Here is a 20,766-nt window from a genome sequence, read left to right on the forward strand (position 1 = left end):
CGGTCCGTACCCGCCAGTAGGGGTACGGACCGCCCGGGATCACGGGGACCGATCACCCGATTTCGCTACACCGTGCCAGTCCCCCGCGTCCCGGATTTCACTCGTCCAGGGCACGCAGCGCCTGCCGGACCAGCGCCGTCCGGGCCGCCGGTTCGGTGAGGTGTTCCAGGCCGAAGCCCAGCAGCACGGTGTCGTCCGTGGTGACCGCGCCGTACGTCTGGAACAGGGTCCCGGTGCGGGTCCAGTCCTTCAGCACGGCGGGGCTGCCCGCGGGCGGCCCGGAGACCCGCCAGTCGCCGAGCGCGGTCTCGAAGCCCTCGGTCGCGGTGGCCGTGCCGCCGACGACGAGCGAGGTCTCGTCGGCGAGGACGCCGCGTCCGCCGCTGCCGGGGTCGGTGACGTAGGCGATCGACACCTCGACCGACTTCCCGGCGTAGGCGCTCAGGTCGAACTCGACCTGCCGCCACCCTCCGGAGGAGCCGGTGAGGCTGTTCCACCGCCCGGTCGTGCCGGCCGCGGTGCAGCCGTCGTCGGACAGGGTCAGGTAGCGCTCCAGCCAGGGGTGCTCGCCCACGTAGAACCCGGCCGAGCACTCCGCGGGCACGGCCGTGCCGGTGGCACCGCCCGCCTCGGGGAGCGTCGTCCAGTCGTCGGCGCCGGTGGTGTGCGCCTCGACGAGGGCGTGGTCGTAGCCGCCCTCGGTGTCCCACAGCAGCTGGGTGCGGAGCGTGGGCCGGTCGGCGGCGGTGACACCGGTGAGGTCGACGGTGCGGGTGAGGCGCTTGTAGGCGTCGTCGGTGTGGACGGCGGCGGCCATCCACTCGCCCGCGTAGGGCCCGTAGGGGTTGACCGTCCCGGCGAACTTCCCGGCGCCCGCGCTCGCGAACTGCGGGTAGGTGGCGGCGGGCAGCTGGTCCGAGGTGACGCTGTAGGTCCCGGCGGCGTCCAGCGGATTGCCCGGGGCGTCACCGAGCGGGCCGGCGGCTCCGCCGAGCTTTCCGGAGCCGGTGAATCCGGTGGCTCCGGGGGTCGACGTACGGGTGTAGGCGCCCAGGTAGTACTGGCTGAAGTCGTCCGACATGGTGCCGCCGCCGAGGTCGACGCTGCCGCCGGCCCGTTCCCCCGCCTCGATCAGCCTGCCGCCCTCGTTGAGGTGGGCGCGCAGCTGGAGCTGGGTGGCGTTGCCCGGGTTCGCCGCGCCGGTGTAGTGGACGACGGTGTCGAAGTGGCCGAGGACGCCGAGCGCGTCGGGCGCGCCCTGTGTGGCGACGTCCCAGACGGCCGCCCGCTTCCCGTTGGCCTTGAGGGCGTCCACGTAGGTCTTCGTCTGCGTGGCCTTCGCGCCCTCCTCGGCGACGACGAGGACGTCGGCGCGGGGCCGCTCGGCGATCGTGTACGTGAAGTGCTCGCTCTCGGTCCGCTTGCCCTGCTTCGTCTCGCCGGTGAACCAGACCTCGACCTTGTCGCCGCGGTCGCCGTCCTTGACCTCGGCGCGGTACTCGTCGAAGTAGAGGTTGTCCTCGCCGCCGTACGTCTCGCCGCCCCGCCAGGGCTTCAGGGCCATGTCGTGGACGCGTCCGCCGTTGACGCGGTACTTCAGTTCCTTGTCGCGCACCGACTTGCGCACGACGACGGAGACCTCCTGGTCACCGCCGCGCGCGTAGGAGGTGTCGAACTCGGCCGGGGTGAAGTCGGCGGCCTCCAGGCCGACCGCGGAGGACGGCCGGTCGGGGTGGGCGGCGGTCTCGGCGACGGAGAGCGCGAAGGGGACGTTCTTCGCGAACTCCTGCTGGATCAGTTCCTCGTCGTCGGGGAAGTTGAAGCCCGACTGGCAGTCGCCCGCGTTCCACTCGTCGTCGGGGTCCTGTTCGGAGATGGTCTGGCAGGTCGACATCTCCGGGGTGAACATGGCCATGCCGTTGACGTTGGCCGCGTGGCCGTCCGCCTCGCCGTTGGTGGTGTAGAGCTCGGAGGAGACCTGCGGGTGGTACCCGGGGATCGCGGAGTTCTCCGGCGTGCCGGCGAGCGCCTCGTAGAGGACGTCGTCCGGGGTGTTCGTGGCCACCTGCCAGCCGACGCCGTAGAGGAGGAGCTCGGCGGCGGAGTGGTAGTTGATCCCGTACGTGAAGCCGATCCGCTTCTGGAAGGCGTCCAGAGCCTTGGTCTCGGGCTCGGAGTTCGGGCCGGCGCCCCGGTAGGTCTGGCTGGTGGGGTTGGGGGACGAGCCCTCGTCGTCGTAGCCCCACTTGTAGGCGAAGTTGCGGTTGAGGTCGACGCCGTCGCCGGTGCTGATGGTGCCGTCGCCGTTGACGTCGCGCAGGTTCTTGCGCCACAGGCGGTTGTCGGTGTCCTCGAACGTGTAGTCGTAGCCGTCGGGGTTGGCCGACAGCAGGAACCACAGTTCGGTGGAGTCGACCAGCTTCCTGATCCGCCGGTCCTCGTCGTACTTGTCCAGGTAGTGGTGCATCAGCCGCCGGGTCATCTCGGGGGTGATCCACTCGCGCGCGTGCTGGTTGGACATGTAGAGGACCGCGGGCTTGGAGCCGTCCTTCGTCCTCTTCGCGTTCTTGGTGAGCTTGAGCGCGAGGATGTCCTGGCCGTTCACCGACTTGCCGATGGAGACGACCTTGGTGAGGCGGGGGTTCTCCTGCGCGGTCCGGAGGATCTCCTCCCGCAGGCCGCCTTTGCCGCTGTACGGGCGGAAGACGCCGTCGGCGGCGTCCCTGACGCGTTTCTCGGCCCGGGTGGAGAGGGTGTGCTCGATGAGGTCGAGTCCCTGTTTCTCCAGCTTGTCGGCCTGCTGCTCGGTGAGGTAGACCTCGACGGTGGCCGTGCCCTTGTCGGGGACCTGCTCACCGAGTTCGTGGCCGTCCTGGCCGGCGGCCAGCAGCAGGGGCACCTGCTCCTGGGTGACGTCGGTGCGGAAGACCTTCACCTCGTCGGCCTCCGCGGTGGCGGAGCCCGCGGGTTGTGCCTGGGCGATGGGTGCGAAGCTCGCTCCGCCGATCAGGAGCGCGCCGACGGCGAGGATCGATCTCGCTCTTCGTCTCATGAACCCCCCTAGATGGGGCCTGTCCGACAGGCCTGGGTTCGCCACAGCAGCGAACAGATGCCAGGCTCATGACAGCTCATGATCGAGTCAAGAGCACCGGAAGGACACGCGGAAGCCGGTGCCGGTCACCCGGGTGGGTGCCCGGCACCGGCTTCCTGACGACCCGTGTGCGACGGGGCAAGCCATGTGCGACGGGCCGGAGCGTGTTCGGTCAGCCGACGAGGTTGTCCGTCAGCTCATCGCTGAGATTGGCGTCCGTGCCGGGGATGCCGAGGTCCGAGGCCCGCTTGTCGGCCATGGCCAGCAGGCGGCGGATGCGGCCGGCGACGGCGTCCTTGGTCAGCGGCGGGTCGGCGAGGGCGCCCAGCTCCTCCAGCGAGGCCTGCTTGTGCTCCATGCGGAGCCGGCCCGCGGCGGCCAGGTGCTCGGGAACGTCGTCGGCGAGGATCTCCAGGGCGCGCTGGACCCGGGCACCGGCGGCGACGGCCGCACGGGCCGAACGGCGCAGGTTGGCGTCGTCGAAGTTGGCGAGGCGGTTGGCGGTGGCGCGGACCTCGCGCCGCAACCGCCGCTCCTCCCAGGCCAGCACCGAGTCGTGGGCGCCGAGCCGGGTGAGCAGGGCGCCGATCGCGTCACCGTCGCGGACGACGACCCGGTCCACGCCGCGCACCTCGCGCGCCTTGGCGGGGATGGACAGCCTGCGGGCCGCGCCGACCAGGGCGAGCGCGGCCTCGGGGCCCGGGCAGGTCACCTCCAGGGAGGAGGACCGGCCGGGCTCGGTGAGCGAGCCGTGCGCCAGGAAGGCTCCGCGCCAGGCGGCCTCGGCGTCGCAGGTGGCCCCCGAGACCACCTGCGGCGGCAGACCTCGGATCGGGCGGCCCCGGCCGTCCACCAGGCCGGTCTGACGGGCCAGCTGGTCACCGCCCGCGACCACCCGGACCACGAAACGCGAGCCTCGGCGCAGTCCGCCCGGCGCCATCACGATCAGCTCGGAACTGTGCCCGAAGATCTCCAGGATGTCCTGCTTGAGCCGCCGGGCCGCCCTCGCGGTGTCCAGTTCGGCCTCGATCACGATGCGCCCGCTCACCAGGTGGAGGCCGCCGGCGAACCGCAGAAGGGCGGAGACCTCCGCCTTTCTGCAGCAGGTACGGGTGACGGGGAGCCGGGAAACTTCGTCCTTCACCGCTGCCGTCATCGCCATGGGCCGATCCTTCCATGCATCCGAAAAATACGGTCGTACGCGGCGGCCAACAGCTCCGGGTCGTGCCTCGGGGTCCCGTCGGTCCGGGCGACCGGAGCCAGTTCGACCGCGGCGCCGAACCGTTTCGCGGCGTCGGCGAGCGAGTCACGGTCGGGCACGGCGGCCTCGTCGGCCAGCACCACGTCCAGGGCGAGTTTAGGGGCGTGTCGTCCCAAAACCTCCAAATGACGCTGCGGGGAGAAGCCCTCGGTTTCTCCCGGTTGCGGGGCGAGGTTCAGGGACAGCACCCGGCGGGCCTTCGTCTCGACGAGCGCGTCCAGCAGATCGGGCACGAGCAGGTGCGGGATGACCGAGGAGAACCAGGAGCCGGGGCCGAGCACCACCCAGTCCGCGTCCAGCACGGCCTCGACCGCCTCGGGAACGGCGGGCGGGTCGTTCGGCACCAGGTGCACGGACTGCACCTCGCCTGGCGTGAGCGCCACGGTCGCCTGCCCGCGTACGGTGTCCACCTCGTCGGGGCGGTCCGGGTCGTGGCCCCGGACCAGGGCCTGGAGCTCCAGCGGCACGGCGGACATGGGCAGCACCCGGCCGTGCGCGCCGAGCAGCTTGCCGACCAGGTCCAGCGCCTGGACGTGGTCGCCCAGCTGCTCCCACAGGGCGACGATCAGCAGATTGCCGACCGCGTGTTCGTGCAGGTCGCCCTGGGACTGGAAGCGGTGCTGGATGACGCGGGCCCAGGTCTGGCCCCAGTCGTCGTCGCCGCACAGCGCGGCCAGCGCCTTGCGCAGGTCGCCGGGCGGCAGGACACCCAGCTCGTCGCGCAGGCGCCCGCTGGAGCCGCCGTCGTCGGCCACGGTGACGACGGCGGTGAGGTCGCCGGTGATCCGGCGCAGCGCGGCGAGCGAGGCGGACAGGCCCATGCCGCCGCCGAGGGCGACGACCTTGGGCTGGGCGCCCCGGCGGCGCGGCTTGCCGCCGCGCGCCTGTTCGGGCCGGGCGGCACGGGCTTCGGCGGGTCTGCCGCCGCGCGCTTCGGGCACCACCCGGCGCAGCCTGCTCAGCCGCGGAGTACGTCCTGTCATTCCCGTCCCATGTCCCGGTGGACGACCACCGTCTCCACGCCCTCGGCGACGAGCCGGGCGGCGAGCCTCTCCGACATGGCCACGGACCGGTGCTTGCCACCGGTGCAGCCGACGGCGACGGTCACATAGCGCTTGCCCTCCCGACGGTAGCCCGCGGCGATCATCTGGAGCAGCTCGGTGTAGCGGTCGAGGAACTCCTTGGCCCCGGGCTGGTTGAGCACGTACGCGGATACCTCCTCGTTCAGGCCGGTGAACGGGCGCAGCTCCGGAACCCAGTGCGGGTTGGGCAGGAAGCGCATGTCCACGACCAGGTCGGCGTCGACCGGGAGGCCGTACTTGAAGCCGAAGGACATGACGGTGGCCCGCAGCTCGGGCTCCTCCTCGCCGGCGAACTGGGCGTCCATCTTGGCGCGCAGCTCGTGCACGTTGAGGCTGGAGGTGTCGATCACCAGGTCGGCGTCGCCGCGCAGCTCGCGCAGCAGTTCCCGCTCGGCCGCTATGCCGTCGACGATCCGGCCGTCGCCCTGGAGGGGGTGCGGGCGGCGCACCGACTCGAAGCGGCGCACCAGTGCGTCGTCGGAGGACTCCAGGAAGACGATCCGGCGGGTGACACCGCGGGCGTCGAGGTCTGCCAGGGACTCGCGCAGGTTGTCGAAGAAGCGCCGGCCGCGGACGTCGACGACGACCGCGATCCGCGCCACGTTGCCCTGCGAGCGGGCGCCGAGCTCCACCATGGTGGGGATCAGCGCGGGCGGGAGGTTGTCGACGACGAACCAGCCCAGGTCCTCCAGACACTTGGCGGCCGTCGAACGGCCTGCCCCGGACATGCCGGAGATGATCACCAGCTCGGGGATGGCCGCCTCCTGCGCCCCGGCTGCTTCCTTGCCCGTACTCACCTGTGCTCCGTTGTCCTGGCCCTGCGCGACGCCGGCCGTCCGCGGGTCCGCGTCCGTGCCGGTCGCGCCGTGGGCCTGTTCTCGGCCCGCTGTGGGCCGTGTCTCGTACTCGCTCATCTCTCCTGCCCCCGTTGTTCGTCCGGGGGGCCCGCGGACACGGGCTCCCCCGGGGCATCCGTCGTCGTCTCGGGTGCCCCGTCGTCGTCATCCATGATCTCTCCGGTCGCCGTGTTCACGGCGGGCGCGGCCGGGGTGGCCCGGGCGAGGGCCACGGCGACGGTCTCGGCCGTCTTGCGGCCTATGCCCGGCACCTCGCAGATCTGGTCGATCGTCGCCGACCGCAGCTTCCTCACCGAACCGAAGTGCTTGATCAGCGCCTGCTTGCGGGTCTCCCCCAGACCGGGCACCTCGTCCAGCGGACCGGAGCGGAAGCGCTTGGCGCGCTTGGCACGCTGGTAGGTGATCGCGAAGCGGTGCGCCTCGTCGCGGACCCGCTGCAGCAGGTACAGGCCCTCGCTGGTGCGGGGCAGCACGACCGGGTCGTCCTCGCCGGGCAGCCAGACCTCCTCCAGGCGCTTGGCGAGTCCGCATACGGCGATGTCGTCGATGCCCAGCTCGTCCAGGGCCCGCTGGGCCGCCGCGACCTGCGGCTGCCCGCCGTCGACGACGACGAGCTGAGGCGGGTAGGCGAAACGCTTGGGGCGGCCGTCGTCGTCCTTCAGGGGCGGGCCGTCCGTGAGGGCCCGGTCGCCCGCGGAGGCTCGGCCGTCCGAGGTGGCCGGCTCGTCCGAGGGGGTCCAGTCGCCCGAGGCAGTCTGGCCGGTCGTCGCGGTCAGGTCCCCCGTCGCGGTCAGGTCGTCCGGGGCGGCTCGGCCGGTCGTCGCGTCTTGGCCGTCCGCCGCGGTTCGGCCATCCGTCGCGGTCAGCCCGTCCGGGGCGGCTCGGCCCCCCGTCGCGGTCAGCCCGTCCGAGGCAGCCTGGCCGGGCGCCGTGGCTCGGCCGGTCGTGGGCTGCTCTCCGGCGTCCAGCTCCTCCCCGTCCGCCCACTCGCCGGTCTTCTCCTTCTCGGCGAGGTAGCGGCGGAAGCGGCGGGTGATGACCTCGTGCATGGAACGGACGTCGTCCTGTCCCCTGAAACCCTTGATCTGGAACCGGCGGTATTCGCTCTTCCGGGCCAGTCCGTCCTCGAAGACGACCATGGAGGCCACTACGTCGTCGCCCTGGAGGTGCGAGATGTCGTAGCACTCGATCCGCAGCGGAGCGCTGTCCAGGCCGAGGGCGTCGGCGATCTCCTCCAGCGCGCGCGAGCGCGTCGTCAGGTCGGAGGCCCGCTTGGTCTTGTGCAGGACGAGCGCCTGCTGGGCGTTGCGCTGGACGGTCTCCATCAGCGCCTTCTTGTCGCCGCGCTGCGGGATGCGCAGCGACACGCCCGACCCGCGGCGCTCCGTCAGCCACTGCTGGACCGGCTCCACCGGCTCGGGCAGGGCGGGGACCAGGACCTCCTTGGGGACGGTGTCCCCGCTCTCCTCGCCGTACAACTGCTGGAGGGCGTGCTCGACGAGGGCGCCGGTGGTGATCTCCTCCACCTTGTCCGTGACCCAGCCCCGCTGGCCGCGCACCCGTCCGCCGCGCACGTGGAAGATCTGGACGGCCGCCTCCAGCTCGTCCTCGGCGACCGCGAACAGGTCGGCGTCGGTCGCGTCGGCGAGAACGACCGCGCTCTTCTCCATGGCCTTCTTCAGGGCGCCGATGTCGTCGCGCAGGCGCGCCGCCCGCTCGTACTCCATCTCCTCGGCCGCCTCTGCCATCCGCGTCTCGAGGCGGCGCAGATAGGTGCCGGTGCGGCCGGCCATGAAGTCGCAGAACTCGTCGGCCAGGTCCCAGTGGTCGTCGGGGGAGATGCGGCCGACGCAGGGCGCCGAGCACTTGCCGATGTAGCCGAGCAGGCAGGGGCGGCCGGTGCGTGCGGCGTTCTTGAAGACGCCGGCGGAGCAGGTGCGCACCGGGAAGACGCGCAGCAGGAGGTCGACCGTGTCGCGGATCGCCCAGGCGTGCCCGTACGGCCCGAAGTAGCGCACGCCCTTCTTCTTCTGCCCGCGCATCACCTGCACGCGCGGGAACTCCTCGTTCATCGTCACCGCGAGGTACGGGTAGCTCTTGTCGTCGCGGTACTTGACGTTGAACCGGGGGTCGTACTCCTTGATCCAGGAGTACTCCAGCTGCAGCGCCTCGACCTCCGTGGACACCACCGTCCACTCCACGGACGCGGCCGTGGTGACCATCGTGCGGGTGCGGGGGTGCAGGTTCGCCAGGTCCTGGAAGTAGTTCGCCAGGCGCTGGCGCAGGCTCTTCGCCTTTCCGACGTAGATCACCCGGCGGTGCTCGTCACGGAACCTGTACACCCCCGGGGAGTCCGGGATCTCTCCCGGCCTGGGGCGGTAGCTGGAGGGGTCGGCCATGTCTCACACCCTACTGGCGGGGACCGACACTGCGGCGGGCTGTGGACGACGGGCCGGTGACCCTGTGGACAACCCCACCGCGGGGTCACGTGGACAACCCACGCGGGGTCACGTGGACGACCCGCCGCGGGGTCACGTGGACGACCCGCCGCGGGGTCACGTGGACGACCCGCCGCGGGGTCGCGTGGCCGATCCGCCGCGGAGGCCCGGGGAAACGGTCCGGGGCAGGACGGCCACACCGGGTGCCCGCGAGACGGCGAGCCGGTGCGTTCTCGGCCAGGAACGCGTCACGGCCGGGCTTCCGGTGTTGTCGGGGCTTGGTCAACACGCTTCAATGCGGGGGGCTCGGGGGCCTTGAAACGCGGCGCACCAATGTGCAGACCTCTGCGCCGCGACCGGGGGCGGCCCCGGGTGATCCGCTTCGAACGGTCTGACCAGCCGTCTTGAACTTCACAGGAAGGCCCCTGCATGCCGCACGCCACCCAACGCCTGGACGCCGCCGCGGAGGAACTCGACTCCGCCCTGCGCGGTGGCCCCTTCCACGTGGCCCTGCGCGCCGCGATCGCCGCTCGCGGACTGCCGCTGCAGCGTGTGCAGCACCATCTGTCGCGGCGCGGGGTGAAGGTGGGCGTCACGAGTCTGAGCTACTGGCAGCAGGGAGCCCGGCGCCCCCAGCGCCCGGAGTCGCTGCGGGCCGTGCGGGCGCTGGAGGAGATACTCCAGCTGCCCGAGGAGTCACTGATACGCCTGCTCGCGGAGGCCGACGAGGACACCACGGACCGTCCCCGGACCGCGTCCCGCTCCTACCGCGCCCACGCGGAGGCCTGCGGTGTCCTGGACCGGCTGCTGGCCGAGCTGGACCATCCGTCGCCGGACGGCGGGGTGCACACCCTCGGGCACCACGAACGGATCCGGATCGGACCACGCCGCGAGGTCGCGGGCCGCGAGTCGCAGCACATCGTCCGCGCCCACCGCGACGGTGTCGACCGCTTCGTCGCCGTCCACCACGGCGACCCGGGATGCGCTCCCGCGCGGATGACCGTCCACGCACTGGAGAACTGCAGCACGGGGCGCGTCCGCGTCCACCACGACACCGGCGTGCTCGTGACCGAGCTGCTCTTCGACACGCGTCTGCGGGCCGGGGACACCCACCTCTTCCGCTACGGCGTCGAGGACGGCACGGCGGGGGTGTCGCGCGAGTACGTCCGCGGGTTCGGCGCGCCGGGCGGGCAGTACGCGCTCCAGGTGCGGTTCGACGCCGCGGCCCTGCCGGTGCGCTGCCACCGGTTCACGCAGCACTCACCGGCGGCACCCCGCGGCGGCCGGCAGGAGCTGCCCCTCAGCGGGCGGCACCACTCGGTGCACCTCGTGGAGCCGCGGGTGCGGTCGGGGGTGCTGGGGATCGAGTGGGACTGGGAGTGAGCGGGTGGGACTGGGAGTGAGCGGGACGCGCCCCTGACGGGCGCCGCAGGCTGATGGCCAGGCGTCGCGGACAGATCGCTCGGGGGGGGGCGCGGACAGATCGCCCGGGGAGCAAGCAGTCGCCGGGGCCGTAGGCGGATCGCCCGGGGAAGCAACAGTCGCCAAGGCCGTAGGTGGACCGCCCGGGGCTGCGGGCGGGTCACCGAGGGGCGGAGAAGGGCCGCCGGTGGTTGCGGACGGGTCCGCCGGTGACTGCGGGGCGGGCTCCCGGCGTCGTGGGCGGGTCAGATGTCGGGGCTCGCGATGATCCTGCCCTGCTTCACCTCGACCGCCAGTTCCATGAGCGGCACGCTCGCCGGGGCGTGCAGCACCTCGCCGGTCCGGGCGTCGAACTCGCTGCCGTGGCAGGGACACACCAGCTTCGCCCCCTCCAGCTTGTTGATGGGGCAGCGCGCGTGTGTGCACACCGTGCTGAACGCCTTCAGGGAGCCGTCCTCGGCCCGGCTGACCACCACGTTCTGGTCCCGGTAGAGCTTGGCCGCGCCCTTGGCGACCTCGCCGTCCGCGCCGAGGTCGACGGGCCCGGTCGGCCTGGCGGGCGCGGCACCGTCGTCGCCCGGTGAGCAGGCGGCCAGACCGAGTCCGACGACGGGCGTGAGTGCCGCCGAGCGCAGGACGGTACGACGGCTCGGGACAGGACGGCCGGGCATGGGGTCTCCACTGGTCAGGGGGTGTGCAGGGCGACGATATCCGGCGGCCGTGGGCGTCCGGCCGAGTGGGTCGGGGGTCGGACAGCCGGGGTTGAGAACGCGAAGGAGGGACGTAAACGCTTGCGCAAACGTTTACGTCCGCTTCCGAATGAGATACGGTCCCGGCCAGTGCGCGCGGAGCGATGCGCGGCAGCATGGGGAAAGGGGGCACGCCGATGGCGACCATGGCCGATGTCGCACGGAGCGCCGGCGTCTCCGTGGCGACCGTCTCGCACGTGCTCAACGACACCCGTCCGGTACTGCCGCGCACCCGCCAGGCGGTACTGGACGCCGTCGAGGAGCTCGGCTACACCCCGAACACCCTCGCCCGCTCCCTGGTGACCTCCCGCACCCGCTCCATCGGGCTCGCGGTGTCGGCGATCAGCAACCCGTACTTCACGGAGATCCTCCAGGGCGTCGAGGCCGCCGCCCTGGAGCACGGTTACGGCCTGCTCATCGCCGACCCGCACGACGATCCCGGACACGAGCGCAAGGTCGTCCAGCTGCTGCACGAGCGGCGCGTGGACGGCATGATCGTCGCGCCCTCGGCCGACCCGCGCGACCTCGTCGCCTATCTGGGACGCCACCGCGTGCCGACCGTCTTCCTCGACCGGGTCGTCGACACGCCGAAGGGCGACGGGAACCCGCGCTTCGACCAGGTGTGCGCCGAGGGCGCCGAGCCGACGACCTGGCTGGTCACCCATCTCGCCGGGCTCGGCCACCGCCGGATCGGTCTGGTCGCGGGCCGGCCGGGGCTCAGCACGACGCGCGAGCGGATCACCGGGTACCGGCACGGCCTCGCCGCCGCCGGGCTGCCCTACGACGAACGGCTCCTGGTCCACGGCGACTCCGAGGCGGGCGGCGGCGAACGGGCCACGGCGGCCCTGCTGTCCCTGGCGGTGCCGCCCACCGCGCTGGTCACCGCCAACAACGCGATGACCATCGGTGCGCTGCGCGCCCTGCGGGACCGGAACCTGTCCGTGCCCGGTGACCTCGCGCTGTGCTGCTTCGACGACTTCGCCTGGGCGGACCTCTTCTCCCCCGGACTCACCGCCGTCGCACAGCCCAGCAGGGAACTCGGTGACCAGGCCGTCCGACTGCTGCTGGAACGCCTCGCCGTCCCGGACCGGCCCGAGCGGACCGTGCGGCTGCCCTGCGCCTTCGTCCACCGCACCTCCTGCGGCTGCCCCGAGCAGCCCCGGCAAGCTTCCGCACAGGCCTTCGAAAGGACCCTCCCGTGATCGTCGTCGCCGGTGAGGCACTGATCGACCTGGTACCGCAGGGCACGGGTGCCCTCGCCGCGCTGCGGCCGGCGCTCGGCGGCGGCCCGTACAACACGGCCGTCGCCCTGGGCCGCCTCGGCTCCCCCGCCGCCTTCTGCTCCCGGGTGTCGTACGACGCGTTCGGCGAGGCGCTGCTCGACCGGCTGCGCGGGACCGGCGTGGACGTCTCCCCGGTGCAGCGCGGGGCCGAGCCGACGACGCTCGCCGTGGCCTCGGTGGACGCGGGCGGCTCGGCCGCGTACTCCTTCTACGTGGACGGGACCGCGGACCGGCTGTTCTCGGTGCCCGCCGCGCTGCCGACCCGCACCCGGGCGGTCTCCTTCGGGACCTGCTCGCTGGTGCTGGAGCCGGGTGCGAGCGCGTACGAGGAGTTGCTGCGCGAGACGGCGGCGCGGGGTGTGTTCACGGCGCTCGACCCCAACATCCGGGCCGGGCTGATCCCGGACCCGGACGCCTACCGGGCCCGGTTCCGGAGCTGGCTGCCGTCGGTGTCGCTGCTGAAGCTGTCGGCCGAGGACGCCGAGTGGCTCGGCGGCACGCCCGGAGAGTGGCTGGCGGCGGGCCCGGCGGCGGTCGTGGTCACCCGGGGCGGTGCGGGGCTGACGGCGTACACCCGTGAGGGGGGCGAGTACGCGGTGCCGGGCGAGGCGGTCGACGTGGTGGACACGATCGGCGCGGGCGACACGGTGAACGCGGCGCTGCTGCACGGCCTCGCGGTGCGGGACGCCCTCGGTGACGAGGCGGTGGCCGGTCTGGGGGCGGAGGGCTGGGCGGAGCTGCTGGGCTTCGCCGCCCGCGCCGCGGCGGTCACCTGCTCACGCGCGGGCGCGGAACCGCCGTACGCCCACGAGGTCACCTTCTGAACACCAACGGCTGAACGCCCGACGGCACCGGCTCCCGGCTGGGTGGTCGGTCTGCCGGCCGTACGGCCCCCAGGCCGCCGGGACGACGTGCCGGGCCCCACGGATGATCCCGTGGGGCCCGGCACGGCTCCGTTTCAGGCCTTGCTCGTCCGCGTCGTCTTCTTCGCGGCGGGCTTGGTGGCCTTCTTGGCCGTCTTGGTGGCCGTCTTCTTCGCGGCCGTGCCGGTGACCGCCTTGGTGGCGGTCTTCTTGGCGGTGGCCTTGGCCGCCACCGCCTTCGCCGCCTTGCGCGGGGTCTTCACCGTGGCCGCGTCGCTGATCCGGTCGGCGCCGAGGATGTCCTGCAGGAACTTGCCGGTGTGGCTGGTGGGAACGGCCGCGACCTGCTCGGGCGTGCCCTCGGCGACCACCAGGCCACCGCCGGCACCGCCCTCGGGGCCCATGTCGACGACCCAGTCGGCGGTCTTGATCACGTCGAGGTTGTGCTCGATGACGATGACCGTGTTGCCCTTGTCGACCAGGCCGGACAGGACCGTCAGCAGCTTGCTGATGTCCTCGAAGTGCAGACCGGTGGTCGGCTCGTCCAGGACGTAGACCGTGCGTCCGGTGGAGCGGCGCTGCAGCTCGCTGGCGAGCTTGACGCGCTGGGCCTCACCGCCGGACAGGGTGGTCGCGGACTGGCCGAGCCGGACGTAGCCGAGGCCGACGTCCTTCAGCGTCTTCATGTGCCGGGAGATGGCGGGGACCGCCTCGAAGAAGTCGGTCGCCTCCTCGATCGGCATGTTCAGGACGTCGGCGATGGACTTGCCCTTGTAGTGGACCTCCAGGGTCTCCCGGTTGTACCGGGCGCCGTGGCAGACCTCGCACGGGACGTAGACGTCCGGGAGGAAGTTCATCTCGATCTTGATCGTGCCGTCGCCCGAGCAGTTCTCGCAGCGGCCGCCCTTGACGTTGAAGGAGAACCGGCCGGGCATGTAGCCGCGGACCTTCGCCTCGGTCGTCTCGGCGAACAGCTTGCGGATGTGGTCGAAGACGCCGGTGTACGTCGCCGGGTTCGACCGCGGGGTGCGGCCGATGGGCGACTGGTCGACGTGGACGACCTTGTCGACGAGGTCGTCGCCGTCCACACGCGTGTGGCGGCCGGGCACGCTCCGTGCGCCGTTCAGCTCGCGCGCCAGGTGCGTGTACAGGATGTCGTTGACCAGGGTCGACTTGCCGGAGCCGGAGACGCCGGTGACGGCCGTGAAGACGCCCAGCGGGAAGGACACGTCGATGTCCTGGAGGTTGTTCTCGCGGGCGCCGTGCACGGTGAGCTGCCGGGAGGGGTCGCGCGGCCGCCGGATGTCGGGCAGCGGGATGGCCTTCTTGCCGGACAGGTACAGACCGGTCTGCGACTCGGCGTTGTCGAGCAGTTCCTTGAAGGAGCCGCTGTGCACCACCTTGCCGCCGTGCTCGCCGGCACCGGGGCCGATGTCCACGATCCAGTCGGCCACCTTGATGGTGTCCTCGTCGTGCTCGACGACGATGAGCGTGTTGCCCATGTCGCGGAGCCGGACGAGGGTCTCGATCAGCCGGTGGTTGTCGCGCTGGTGCAGGCCGATGGAGGGCTCGTCGAGGACGTACAGCACGCCGACGAGTCCGGAGCCGATCTGGGTGGCCAGGCGGATGCGCTGGGCCTCGCCGCCGGAGAGGGTGCCGGCCGCGCGGTTCAGCGAGAGGTAGTCCAGGCCGACGTCGACCAGGAAGCGCAGCCGCTCGTTGACCTCCTTCAGCACGCGCTCGGCGATCTTCTTGTCGCGGGCGTTGAGCTTCAGCTCGCCCAGGAAGTCCGCGCAGTCGCTGATGGACATCGCCGAGACCTCGGCGATCGACTTGCCCATGACCGTGACCGCGAGGACGAGCGGCTTGAGGCGGGTGCCCTCACAGGTGGGGCAGGGCACCTCGCGCATGTAGCCCTCGAAGCGCTCGCGGCTGGCGTCGCTCTCGGCCTCGCTGTGCCGGCGCTTGACGAAGGGGATGGCGCCCTCGAAGGCCGTGGTGTACCGGCGCTCACGCCCGTACCGGTTGCGGTAGCGGACCTCGACCTGGGTCTTGTGGCCGTTCAGCAGGGCCTTGCGGGCGCGCAGCGGCAGGCCTGCGAAGGGGATGTCCGTGCGGAAGCCGAGCGCGTCCGCGAGGGCCCCGATGAGGCGGCCGAAGTAGTCCTTGGTGTGCCCGTGCGACCAGGGGTGGATGGCGCCCTCGTCGAGGGACTTGTCCTCGTCGGGGACGATCAGCTCGGGGTCGACCTCCATGCGCGTGCCGATGCCGGAGCAGTCGGGGCAGGCGCCGAAGGGCGAGTTGAACGAGAAGGAGCGGGGCTCCAGCTCCTCGAAGGACAGGTCGTCGTACGGGCAGTACAGGTGCTCGGAGTACATGCGCTCGCGCTCGGGGTCGTCCTCGGGGAGGTCGACGAAGTCGAGCACGACCATGCCGCCGGAGAGGCCGAGGGCGGTCTCCACGGAGTCGGTGAGACGGCGCTTGGCGGTGTCCTTGACCGTGAGGCGGTCGACGACCACCTCGATGGTGTGCTTCTCCTGCTTCTTCAGCGTGGGCGGGTTGGAGAGCTGGATGGTCTCGCCGTCGACCCGCGCGCGGGAGTAGCCCTTGGTCTGGAGGTCGGCGAAGAGGTCGACGAACTCGCCCTTGCGCTCGCGCACCAGCGGCGACAGCACCTGGAAGCGGCTGCCCTCCGGCAGCTCCAGGACCTTGTCGACGATGGCCTGCGGCGACTGGCGCGAGATCGGCCGGGAGCACTCCGGGCAGTGCGGCTTGCCGATCCGGGCGAAGAGCAGGCGCAGGTAGTCGTAGACCTCGGTGATGGTGCCGACCGTGGAGCGCGGGTTGCGGGAGGTCGACTTCTGGTCGATGGAGACCGCCGGGGAGAGGCCCTCGATGAAGTCGACGTCCGGCTTGTCCATCTGGCCGAGGAACTGCCGGGCGTAGGAGGAGAGCGACTCCACGTAGCGCCGCTGGCCCTCGGCGAAGATGGTGTCGAAGGCCAGGGAGGACTTGCCCGACCCGGACAGGCCCGTGAAGACGATGAGCGAGTCACGAGGCAGGTCGAGCGAGACGTTCTTCAGGTTGTGCTCGCGCGCGCCACGGACGATGAGACGGTCGGCCACGCCGGTCCGCACCTTTCTTGAGAGAAGTGACAGGGGCGAGGCCCCCGTCTTTCTCAGACTAGGGGGAGCCACTGACAACGCCGGTCGGATTCACCGGTTGTCAACAAACCCCGACTCCCCAGCATGCCCGACGCCGCGTCCGACCATATAGCACGTGCATTCGATTTGCGGGCGTCGTCCGCCACCTTCACCCGAAGGTGTGACGCGGTCTAGGGTCAGCACCATGATTGATCACGCGCATGACCTGGCGTCTGTACGTGACGCTACCGAGCGGCTGCTCACCGCGGTCGGGAAACTGGACAACACGTCCGTGACGGAGTCGTCACGGCTGCCGGGCTGGACCCGCGGCCACGTCCTCGCCCACCTCGCCCGCAACGCGGACGCCCTCGTGAACGTCCTCGAAGGACGCCCCATGTACGTCTCCGGCGAGGCCCGGGACGCCGACATCGAGCGGGACGCCCCGCGCCCCCTCGACGCCCAGCTCGCCGACGTGCGCGAGAGCGCGGCCCGGTTCCAGGACGCCTCGGCCGCGCCCGCGGACTGGTCGCGCACCGTGGAGCTGCGGGGCGGGGTCACCGACTCGGCCTCCCGGCTGCCGTTCCGGCGGTGGGTCGAGGTGGAGCTGCACCACGTGGACCTGGGCATCGGATACGAGCTGGAGGACCTTCCGGCGGAATTCACCGAGCGCGAGACCGACTTCCTCGCCGCCCGCTTCGCCGGGCACCCGGACGTGCCGCCCACCCGGCTCACGGACGGCACGCGCGCGTGGAGCACGGGCCGGGAGGCGGACGCCCCCGAGGTGACCGTCACCGGTCCCCCGGCCGACCTGCTCGGCTGGCTCGCCGGGCGCCGCGAGGGGTCCGCGCTGACGGTGGAGGGCGGCCCGCTGCCGTCGCTGCCCCCGCTGTAGCCGTGGACGGCGGTCCGCTGCAGCCGGGAGGCGGTCCGCGGGCCGCCTCCCGGCGCTAGGCTGGCGGTCATGACGTACAGCGGAGAGGTGCGGGTCGGCGGCCCCGCCGACGTGCACGAGCTCAAGGACCTGATGATCACCAAGGTCGCGGTCGGCCCGATGGACAACAACGCCTATCTGCTGCGCTGCCGGGCCACCGACGAGCAGCTGCTGATCGACGCCGCGAACGAGGCGCACTCGCTGCTCGGCACGATCGGTGACGGCGGCATCGCGTCCGTCGTCACCACCCACCGGCACGGCGACCACTGGCAGGCGCTCGCCGACGTCGTCGCGGCCACCGGCGCCCGCACCTACGCGGGCCGGCACGACGCGGAGGGCATCCCCGTGCCGACCGACGTCCTCGTCGACGACGGCGACACGATCCGGGTGGGGCAGGTGGAGCTCACCGCACGCCACCTGGTCGGGCACACACCGGGCTCCATCGTCCTGGTGTACGACGACCCGCACGGGCATCCCCATGTGTTCACCGGGGACTGTCTCTTCCCAGGCGGTGTGGGCAACACCCATGACGATCCGAAGGCGTTCGCGAGCCTGATGCACGACGTGGAGACCAAGGTCTTCGACGTACTCCCGGACGAGACGTGGGTCTACCCGGGGCACGGCAAGGACACCACACTCGGGGCGGAACGGCCGCACCTGCCGGAGTGGCGCGAACGCGGCTGGTGAACGCCGGGCGCGTGCCGCCCGTCGTTCTCCGCGCGCCCGCGCGAGGCGTTCCCACCCACCGGTGCGCAGTGCGCGCTCCCGGCCCGCGGTCCCGGAACCTGTGCCTCTCAGGCCTGGGCCCGCCCCACCCCGGCCAGCGCCGCGATCCGCTCCACACCGAACACGTACCCCTGCACACCGCACCCGGCGATGACCCCGTCGGCGCGCTGCGACACGTAGGAGTGGTGCCGGAACGGCTCGCGCTGGTGGATGTTGGAGATGTGGACCTCCACCACCGGCAGCCCGTCGCAGGTGTTGAGCGCGTCCAGGACGGCGACGGACGTGTGCGAGTAGGCGGCGGGGTTGATCACGATTCCGCAGTGCTTCAGCCGGGCTTCGTGGATCCAGTCGACCAGTTCGCCCTCGTGGTTGGACTGCCGGAAGTCGACCGTGCCGCCGTGCGCCGCCGCCGCCTTCACGCAGAGGGCCTCGACGTCGGCCAGCGTGTCGGAGCCGTAGATCTCCGGCTGGCGCTGACCCAGCAGGTTCAGGTTGGGGCCGTTGAGGATCATGATCGGGGCGTTGGCCAGGGTGCGGGGCACGGTTCCTCCGGTCCGTTCGGGGTGCGGCGGCCCTTGCGTGACCGCCGCTCGGACCCCGGTTTATCACGGTGCGCCGACAACCCGGCCGGCCGTACCCTCCGCCCATGACGACGATCGTGTACCCGCCCAAGCCCTCGCCGGGCGACCGTGTCGCAGTGATCTCCCCCGCCTCGGGGCTGCCGGGACTCTTCCCGCTCCCCTACGAGTTGGGGCTGGAACGGCTGCGCAAGGAGTACGGCCTGGAGCCGGTCGAGTATCCCGCCACCCGGAAGATGGGCTCCACGCCCGACGAGCGGGCCGCCGACATCCACGCGGCCTTCGCCGACCCCGGGATCAAGGCCGTGATCGCGTCGATCGGCGGAGACGACCAGATCACCGTGCTGCCGCTGCTGGACCGGGAGCTGATCCGGGCCAGCCCGAAGCCGTTCTTCGGCATGAGCGACAACACGAATCTCCTCGCCTACCTGCGCAATACCGGAATCGTCGGCTACCACGGCACGAGCGTCATGGTCGAGCTGGGGCGTCCCGGTGCCATGCACCCGCAGACCGCCGACTCCCTGCGTGCGGCGCTGTTCACCTCGGGCCCGTACGAGCTGCGGCCGGCCGAGCGCTGGAACGACGTCGACCGCGACTGGGCCGACCCGGCGACCTTCGACGAGGAGCCGGGGTCCCGGCCCGGGTCGGGCTGGTCCTGGGTGAACGCCGACCGGGTGACCGAGGGGCGCACGTGGGGCGGCTGCCTGGAGATCCTCGGCGGGCTGCTGATGGCCGACCGCGAGATCGCGCGGGACCCGGCGGAGTACGACGGCGGCGTGCTGATCCTGGAGACCTCCGAGGAGATGCCGAGCGCCACGGAGGTCTTCCGCACCCTGCGCAACATGGGCGAGCGCGGCCTGCTCCGGCACTTCTCCGCGCTGCTGATGGCCCGCCCGAAGACCTGGACCTTCGAGCGCCCCAACAGCCCCGAGGAGGGCGCCCGGTACGCGGCGGAGCAGCGTGAGGCGGTACTGCGGGTGATGCGGAGCTACGCCCCCGACGCCACGGTCGTCTTCGACGTGGACTTCGGCCACACCGATCCGCAGGTCGTCATCCCGTACGGGGGCACCGTACGGGTCGACGGGCCGGCCCGGCGCATCACCGTCATGTACTGACGCTCCGCCGTCGTCTACGGGTTGACGGCGAGTTCCAGATACGCCGCGAACAGCACCAGGTGGACGCCTCCCTGTAGAGGTGTGGCACGGCCGGGCACGACCGTCAGCGAGGCCACCACCACGGTCAGGGTGAGCAGCACCATGTGGGTGGAGCCGAGGCCGAGGACCAGCGGTCCGGAGAGCCATACGGAGGCCAGGGCGACCGCCGGGATGGTCAGGCCGATACTGGCCATCGCCGAGCCGAGCGCGAGGTTCAGGCTGGTCTGCACGCGGTCGCGGCGCGCGGTGCGCAGGGCGGCGATGGTCTCGGGGAGCAGTACCAGCAGGGCGATGATGACGCCGACGACGGCGTGGGGCAGTCCGGCCCCCGCCACTCCGTCCTCGATGGTGGGCGACACCCCCTTCGCCAGGCCGACCACGCCGATCAGGGCCAGGGCCAGCAGCCCCAGGCTGGTCAGGGCGGTGCGGGTGGACGGCGCGTCCGCGTGGTCCTCCACGGTGATCACGTCGCCCTGGCGGGTGATCGGGAGGAAGTAGTCGCGGTGCCGCACCGTGAGGGTCGCGATGAACAGGCCGTAGAGGACCAGCGAGGAGAGTGCGGCGAAGGTCAGCTGGACGGTGGAGAACTCGGGGCCGGGCGCGCTGGTGGTGAACGTCGGCAGTACCAGACTGAGCGTGGCCAGGGTCGCTACCGTCGCGAGGGCGGCGCCGGTGCCCTCCGGGTTGAACACCGCGGTGCCGTGCCGCAGGGAGGCGACCAGGAGGCTGAGGCCGACCACCCCGTTGCAGGTGATCATCACGGCCGCGAAGACCGTGTCCCTGGCCAGCGTCGCGCTCTTGTCGCCGCCGTCCGCCATGAGGGTCACGATGAGCGCGACCTCGATGACCGTGACGGCGACGGCGAGGACCAGGGAACCGAAGGGTTCCCCGACCCGGTGGGCGACCACCTCGGCGTGGTGCACGGCGGCCAGTACGGCCGACGCGAGGACGATCGTCAGCAGCGCGACGACCGCACCGGGCAGATCGCGCCCCCAGGTGAGGGCCAGCAGCACGACCGCGACCACGGGCATGACGGTCGTCCACTGCGTGATGAGCGCCCGGGGACCAGTGACCATGCGGTGATCGTCGCAGGGGGCGACGGGCGCCGCATTCTCTGTCACGCGGACCGGCGAACCCCTTCGACCGGCCACCGCGTATTCGGGGCAGGCTCAGGGCCCTTCCCCACGG

General features: G+C 71.9%; 15 protein-coding genes. 6 read left to right on the forward strand and 9 right to left on the reverse strand.

Going from position 1 to position 20,766, the window contains the following annotated elements; translation table 11 throughout:
• Window positions 1–97 precede the first annotated feature (97 nt).
• The 5 genes from ACP4J0_RS09940 to uvrC all read right to left on the reverse strand — a co-directional run bounded on the left by ACP4J0_RS09940 (window position 98) and on the right by uvrC (window position 8,690).
• Window positions 98–3,052 (reverse strand): M14 family zinc carboxypeptidase, encoded by a 2,955-nt coding sequence (locus tag ACP4J0_RS09940; RefSeq protein WP_426598258.1) that lies wholly within the window; start codon window positions 3,050–3,052, stop codon window positions 98–100.
• 211 nt (window positions 3,053–3,263) lie between these two features.
• On the reverse strand, window positions 3,264–4,253 hold the full coding sequence (gene whiA, locus ACP4J0_RS09945; RefSeq protein ID WP_426598259.1) for a DNA-binding protein WhiA: 990 nt from the start codon (window positions 4,251–4,253) through the stop codon (window positions 3,264–3,266).
• A complete protein-coding gene (locus tag ACP4J0_RS09950) occupies window positions 4,244–5,335 on the reverse strand; it encodes a gluconeogenesis factor YvcK family protein (RefSeq protein WP_426598260.1) in 1,092 nt (363 codons plus the stop codon). The genes whiA and ACP4J0_RS09950 overlap by 10 nt, the downstream gene beginning before the upstream one ends.
• Window positions 5,332–6,348, reverse strand: coding sequence for an RNase adapter RapZ (gene rapZ / locus ACP4J0_RS09955; protein ID WP_426598261.1), 1,017 nt, complete (start codon window positions 6,346–6,348; stop codon window positions 5,332–5,334). Before rapZ ends, ACP4J0_RS09950 begins: the two co-directional genes overlap by 4 nt.
• Window positions 6,345–8,690, reverse strand: coding sequence for an excinuclease ABC subunit UvrC (gene uvrC, locus ACP4J0_RS09960; protein WP_426598262.1), 2,346 nt, complete (start codon window positions 8,688–8,690; stop codon window positions 6,345–6,347). Before uvrC ends, rapZ begins: the two co-directional genes overlap by 4 nt.
• Before the next feature lie 468 nt (window positions 8,691–9,158).
• Between uvrC and ACP4J0_RS09965 the strand changes: the two genes are divergently transcribed.
• Window positions 9,159–10,112, forward strand: a complete 954-nt coding sequence (locus ACP4J0_RS09965; protein ID WP_426598263.1) for a hypothetical protein — start codon at window positions 9,159–9,161, stop codon at window positions 10,110–10,112.
• A 284-nt stretch (window positions 10,113–10,396) separates the two neighbouring features.
• Here the strand turns inward: ACP4J0_RS09965 and ACP4J0_RS09970 are convergent, their stop codons facing one another.
• Window positions 10,397–10,822 (reverse strand): Rieske (2Fe-2S) protein, encoded by a 426-nt coding sequence (locus tag ACP4J0_RS09970; RefSeq protein ID WP_426598264.1) that lies wholly within the window; start codon window positions 10,820–10,822, stop codon window positions 10,397–10,399.
• Window positions 10,823–11,037: 215 nt separating this feature from the next.
• Here ACP4J0_RS09970 and ACP4J0_RS09975 point away from each other — a divergent pair, with 215 nt between their 5' ends.
• Together ACP4J0_RS09975 and ACP4J0_RS09980 are read left to right on the forward strand one after the other, a co-directional pair.
• Complete coding sequence (locus ACP4J0_RS09975; protein WP_426598265.1) at window positions 11,038–12,102, forward strand: LacI family DNA-binding transcriptional regulator; 1,065 nt, start codon at window positions 11,038–11,040, stop codon at window positions 12,100–12,102.
• Window positions 12,099–13,007 (forward strand): carbohydrate kinase family protein, encoded by a 909-nt coding sequence (locus ACP4J0_RS09980; RefSeq protein WP_426598266.1) that lies wholly within the window; start codon window positions 12,099–12,101, stop codon window positions 13,005–13,007. The genes ACP4J0_RS09975 and ACP4J0_RS09980 overlap by 4 nt, the downstream gene beginning before the upstream one ends.
• A 134-nt stretch (window positions 13,008–13,141) precedes the next feature.
• On the opposite strand, the gene uvrA is transcribed toward ACP4J0_RS09980, so the two are convergent.
• The gene (gene uvrA / locus ACP4J0_RS09985) at window positions 13,142–16,171 is read right to left on the reverse strand and encodes an excinuclease ABC subunit UvrA (protein WP_426598267.1); all 3,030 of its coding nucleotides are present in this window, start codon (window positions 16,169–16,171) and stop codon (window positions 13,142–13,144) included.
• Window positions 16,172–16,394: 223 nt separating this feature from the next.
• On the opposite strand from uvrA, the gene ACP4J0_RS09990 reads away from it, so the two are divergent.
• Window positions 16,395–17,081 carry a maleylpyruvate isomerase family mycothiol-dependent enzyme gene (locus ACP4J0_RS09990; protein ID WP_426598268.1) on the forward strand — a complete coding sequence of 229 codons (687 nt, stop codon included), beginning with the start codon at window positions 16,395–16,397 and terminating at the stop codon, window positions 17,079–17,081.
• Window positions 17,082–17,150: 69 nt separating this feature from the next.
• Window positions 17,151–17,807 carry an MBL fold metallo-hydrolase gene (locus ACP4J0_RS09995; protein WP_426598269.1) on the forward strand — a complete coding sequence of 219 codons (657 nt, stop codon included), beginning with the start codon at window positions 17,151–17,153 and terminating at the stop codon, window positions 17,805–17,807.
• A gap of 107 nt (window positions 17,808–17,914) precedes the next feature.
• Here ACP4J0_RS09995 and aroQ read toward each other — a convergent pair whose 3' ends face one another.
• Entirely contained in the window at window positions 17,915–18,388 is a 474-nt protein-coding gene (gene aroQ, locus ACP4J0_RS10000; RefSeq protein ID WP_426598270.1) for a type II 3-dehydroquinate dehydratase, read from the reverse strand.
• 104 nt (window positions 18,389–18,492) lie between these two features.
• Here aroQ and ACP4J0_RS10005 point away from each other — a divergent pair, with 104 nt between their 5' ends.
• Complete coding sequence (locus ACP4J0_RS10005; RefSeq protein WP_426598271.1) at window positions 18,493–19,539, forward strand: S66 family peptidase; 1,047 nt, start codon at window positions 18,493–18,495, stop codon at window positions 19,537–19,539.
• 14 nt (window positions 19,540–19,553) lie between these two features.
• Here the strand turns inward: ACP4J0_RS10005 and ACP4J0_RS10010 are convergent, their stop codons facing one another.
• Window positions 19,554–20,654 carry a calcium:proton antiporter gene (locus ACP4J0_RS10010; protein ID WP_426598272.1) on the reverse strand — a complete coding sequence of 367 codons (1,101 nt, stop codon included), beginning with the start codon at window positions 20,652–20,654 and terminating at the stop codon, window positions 19,554–19,556.
• Between the last annotated feature and the right edge of the window lie 112 nt (window positions 20,655–20,766).

Source organism: Streptomyces sp. WG7 (genome assembly GCF_049975785.1).
Lineage (GTDB): Bacteria > Actinomycetota > Actinomycetes > Streptomycetales > Streptomycetaceae > Streptomyces.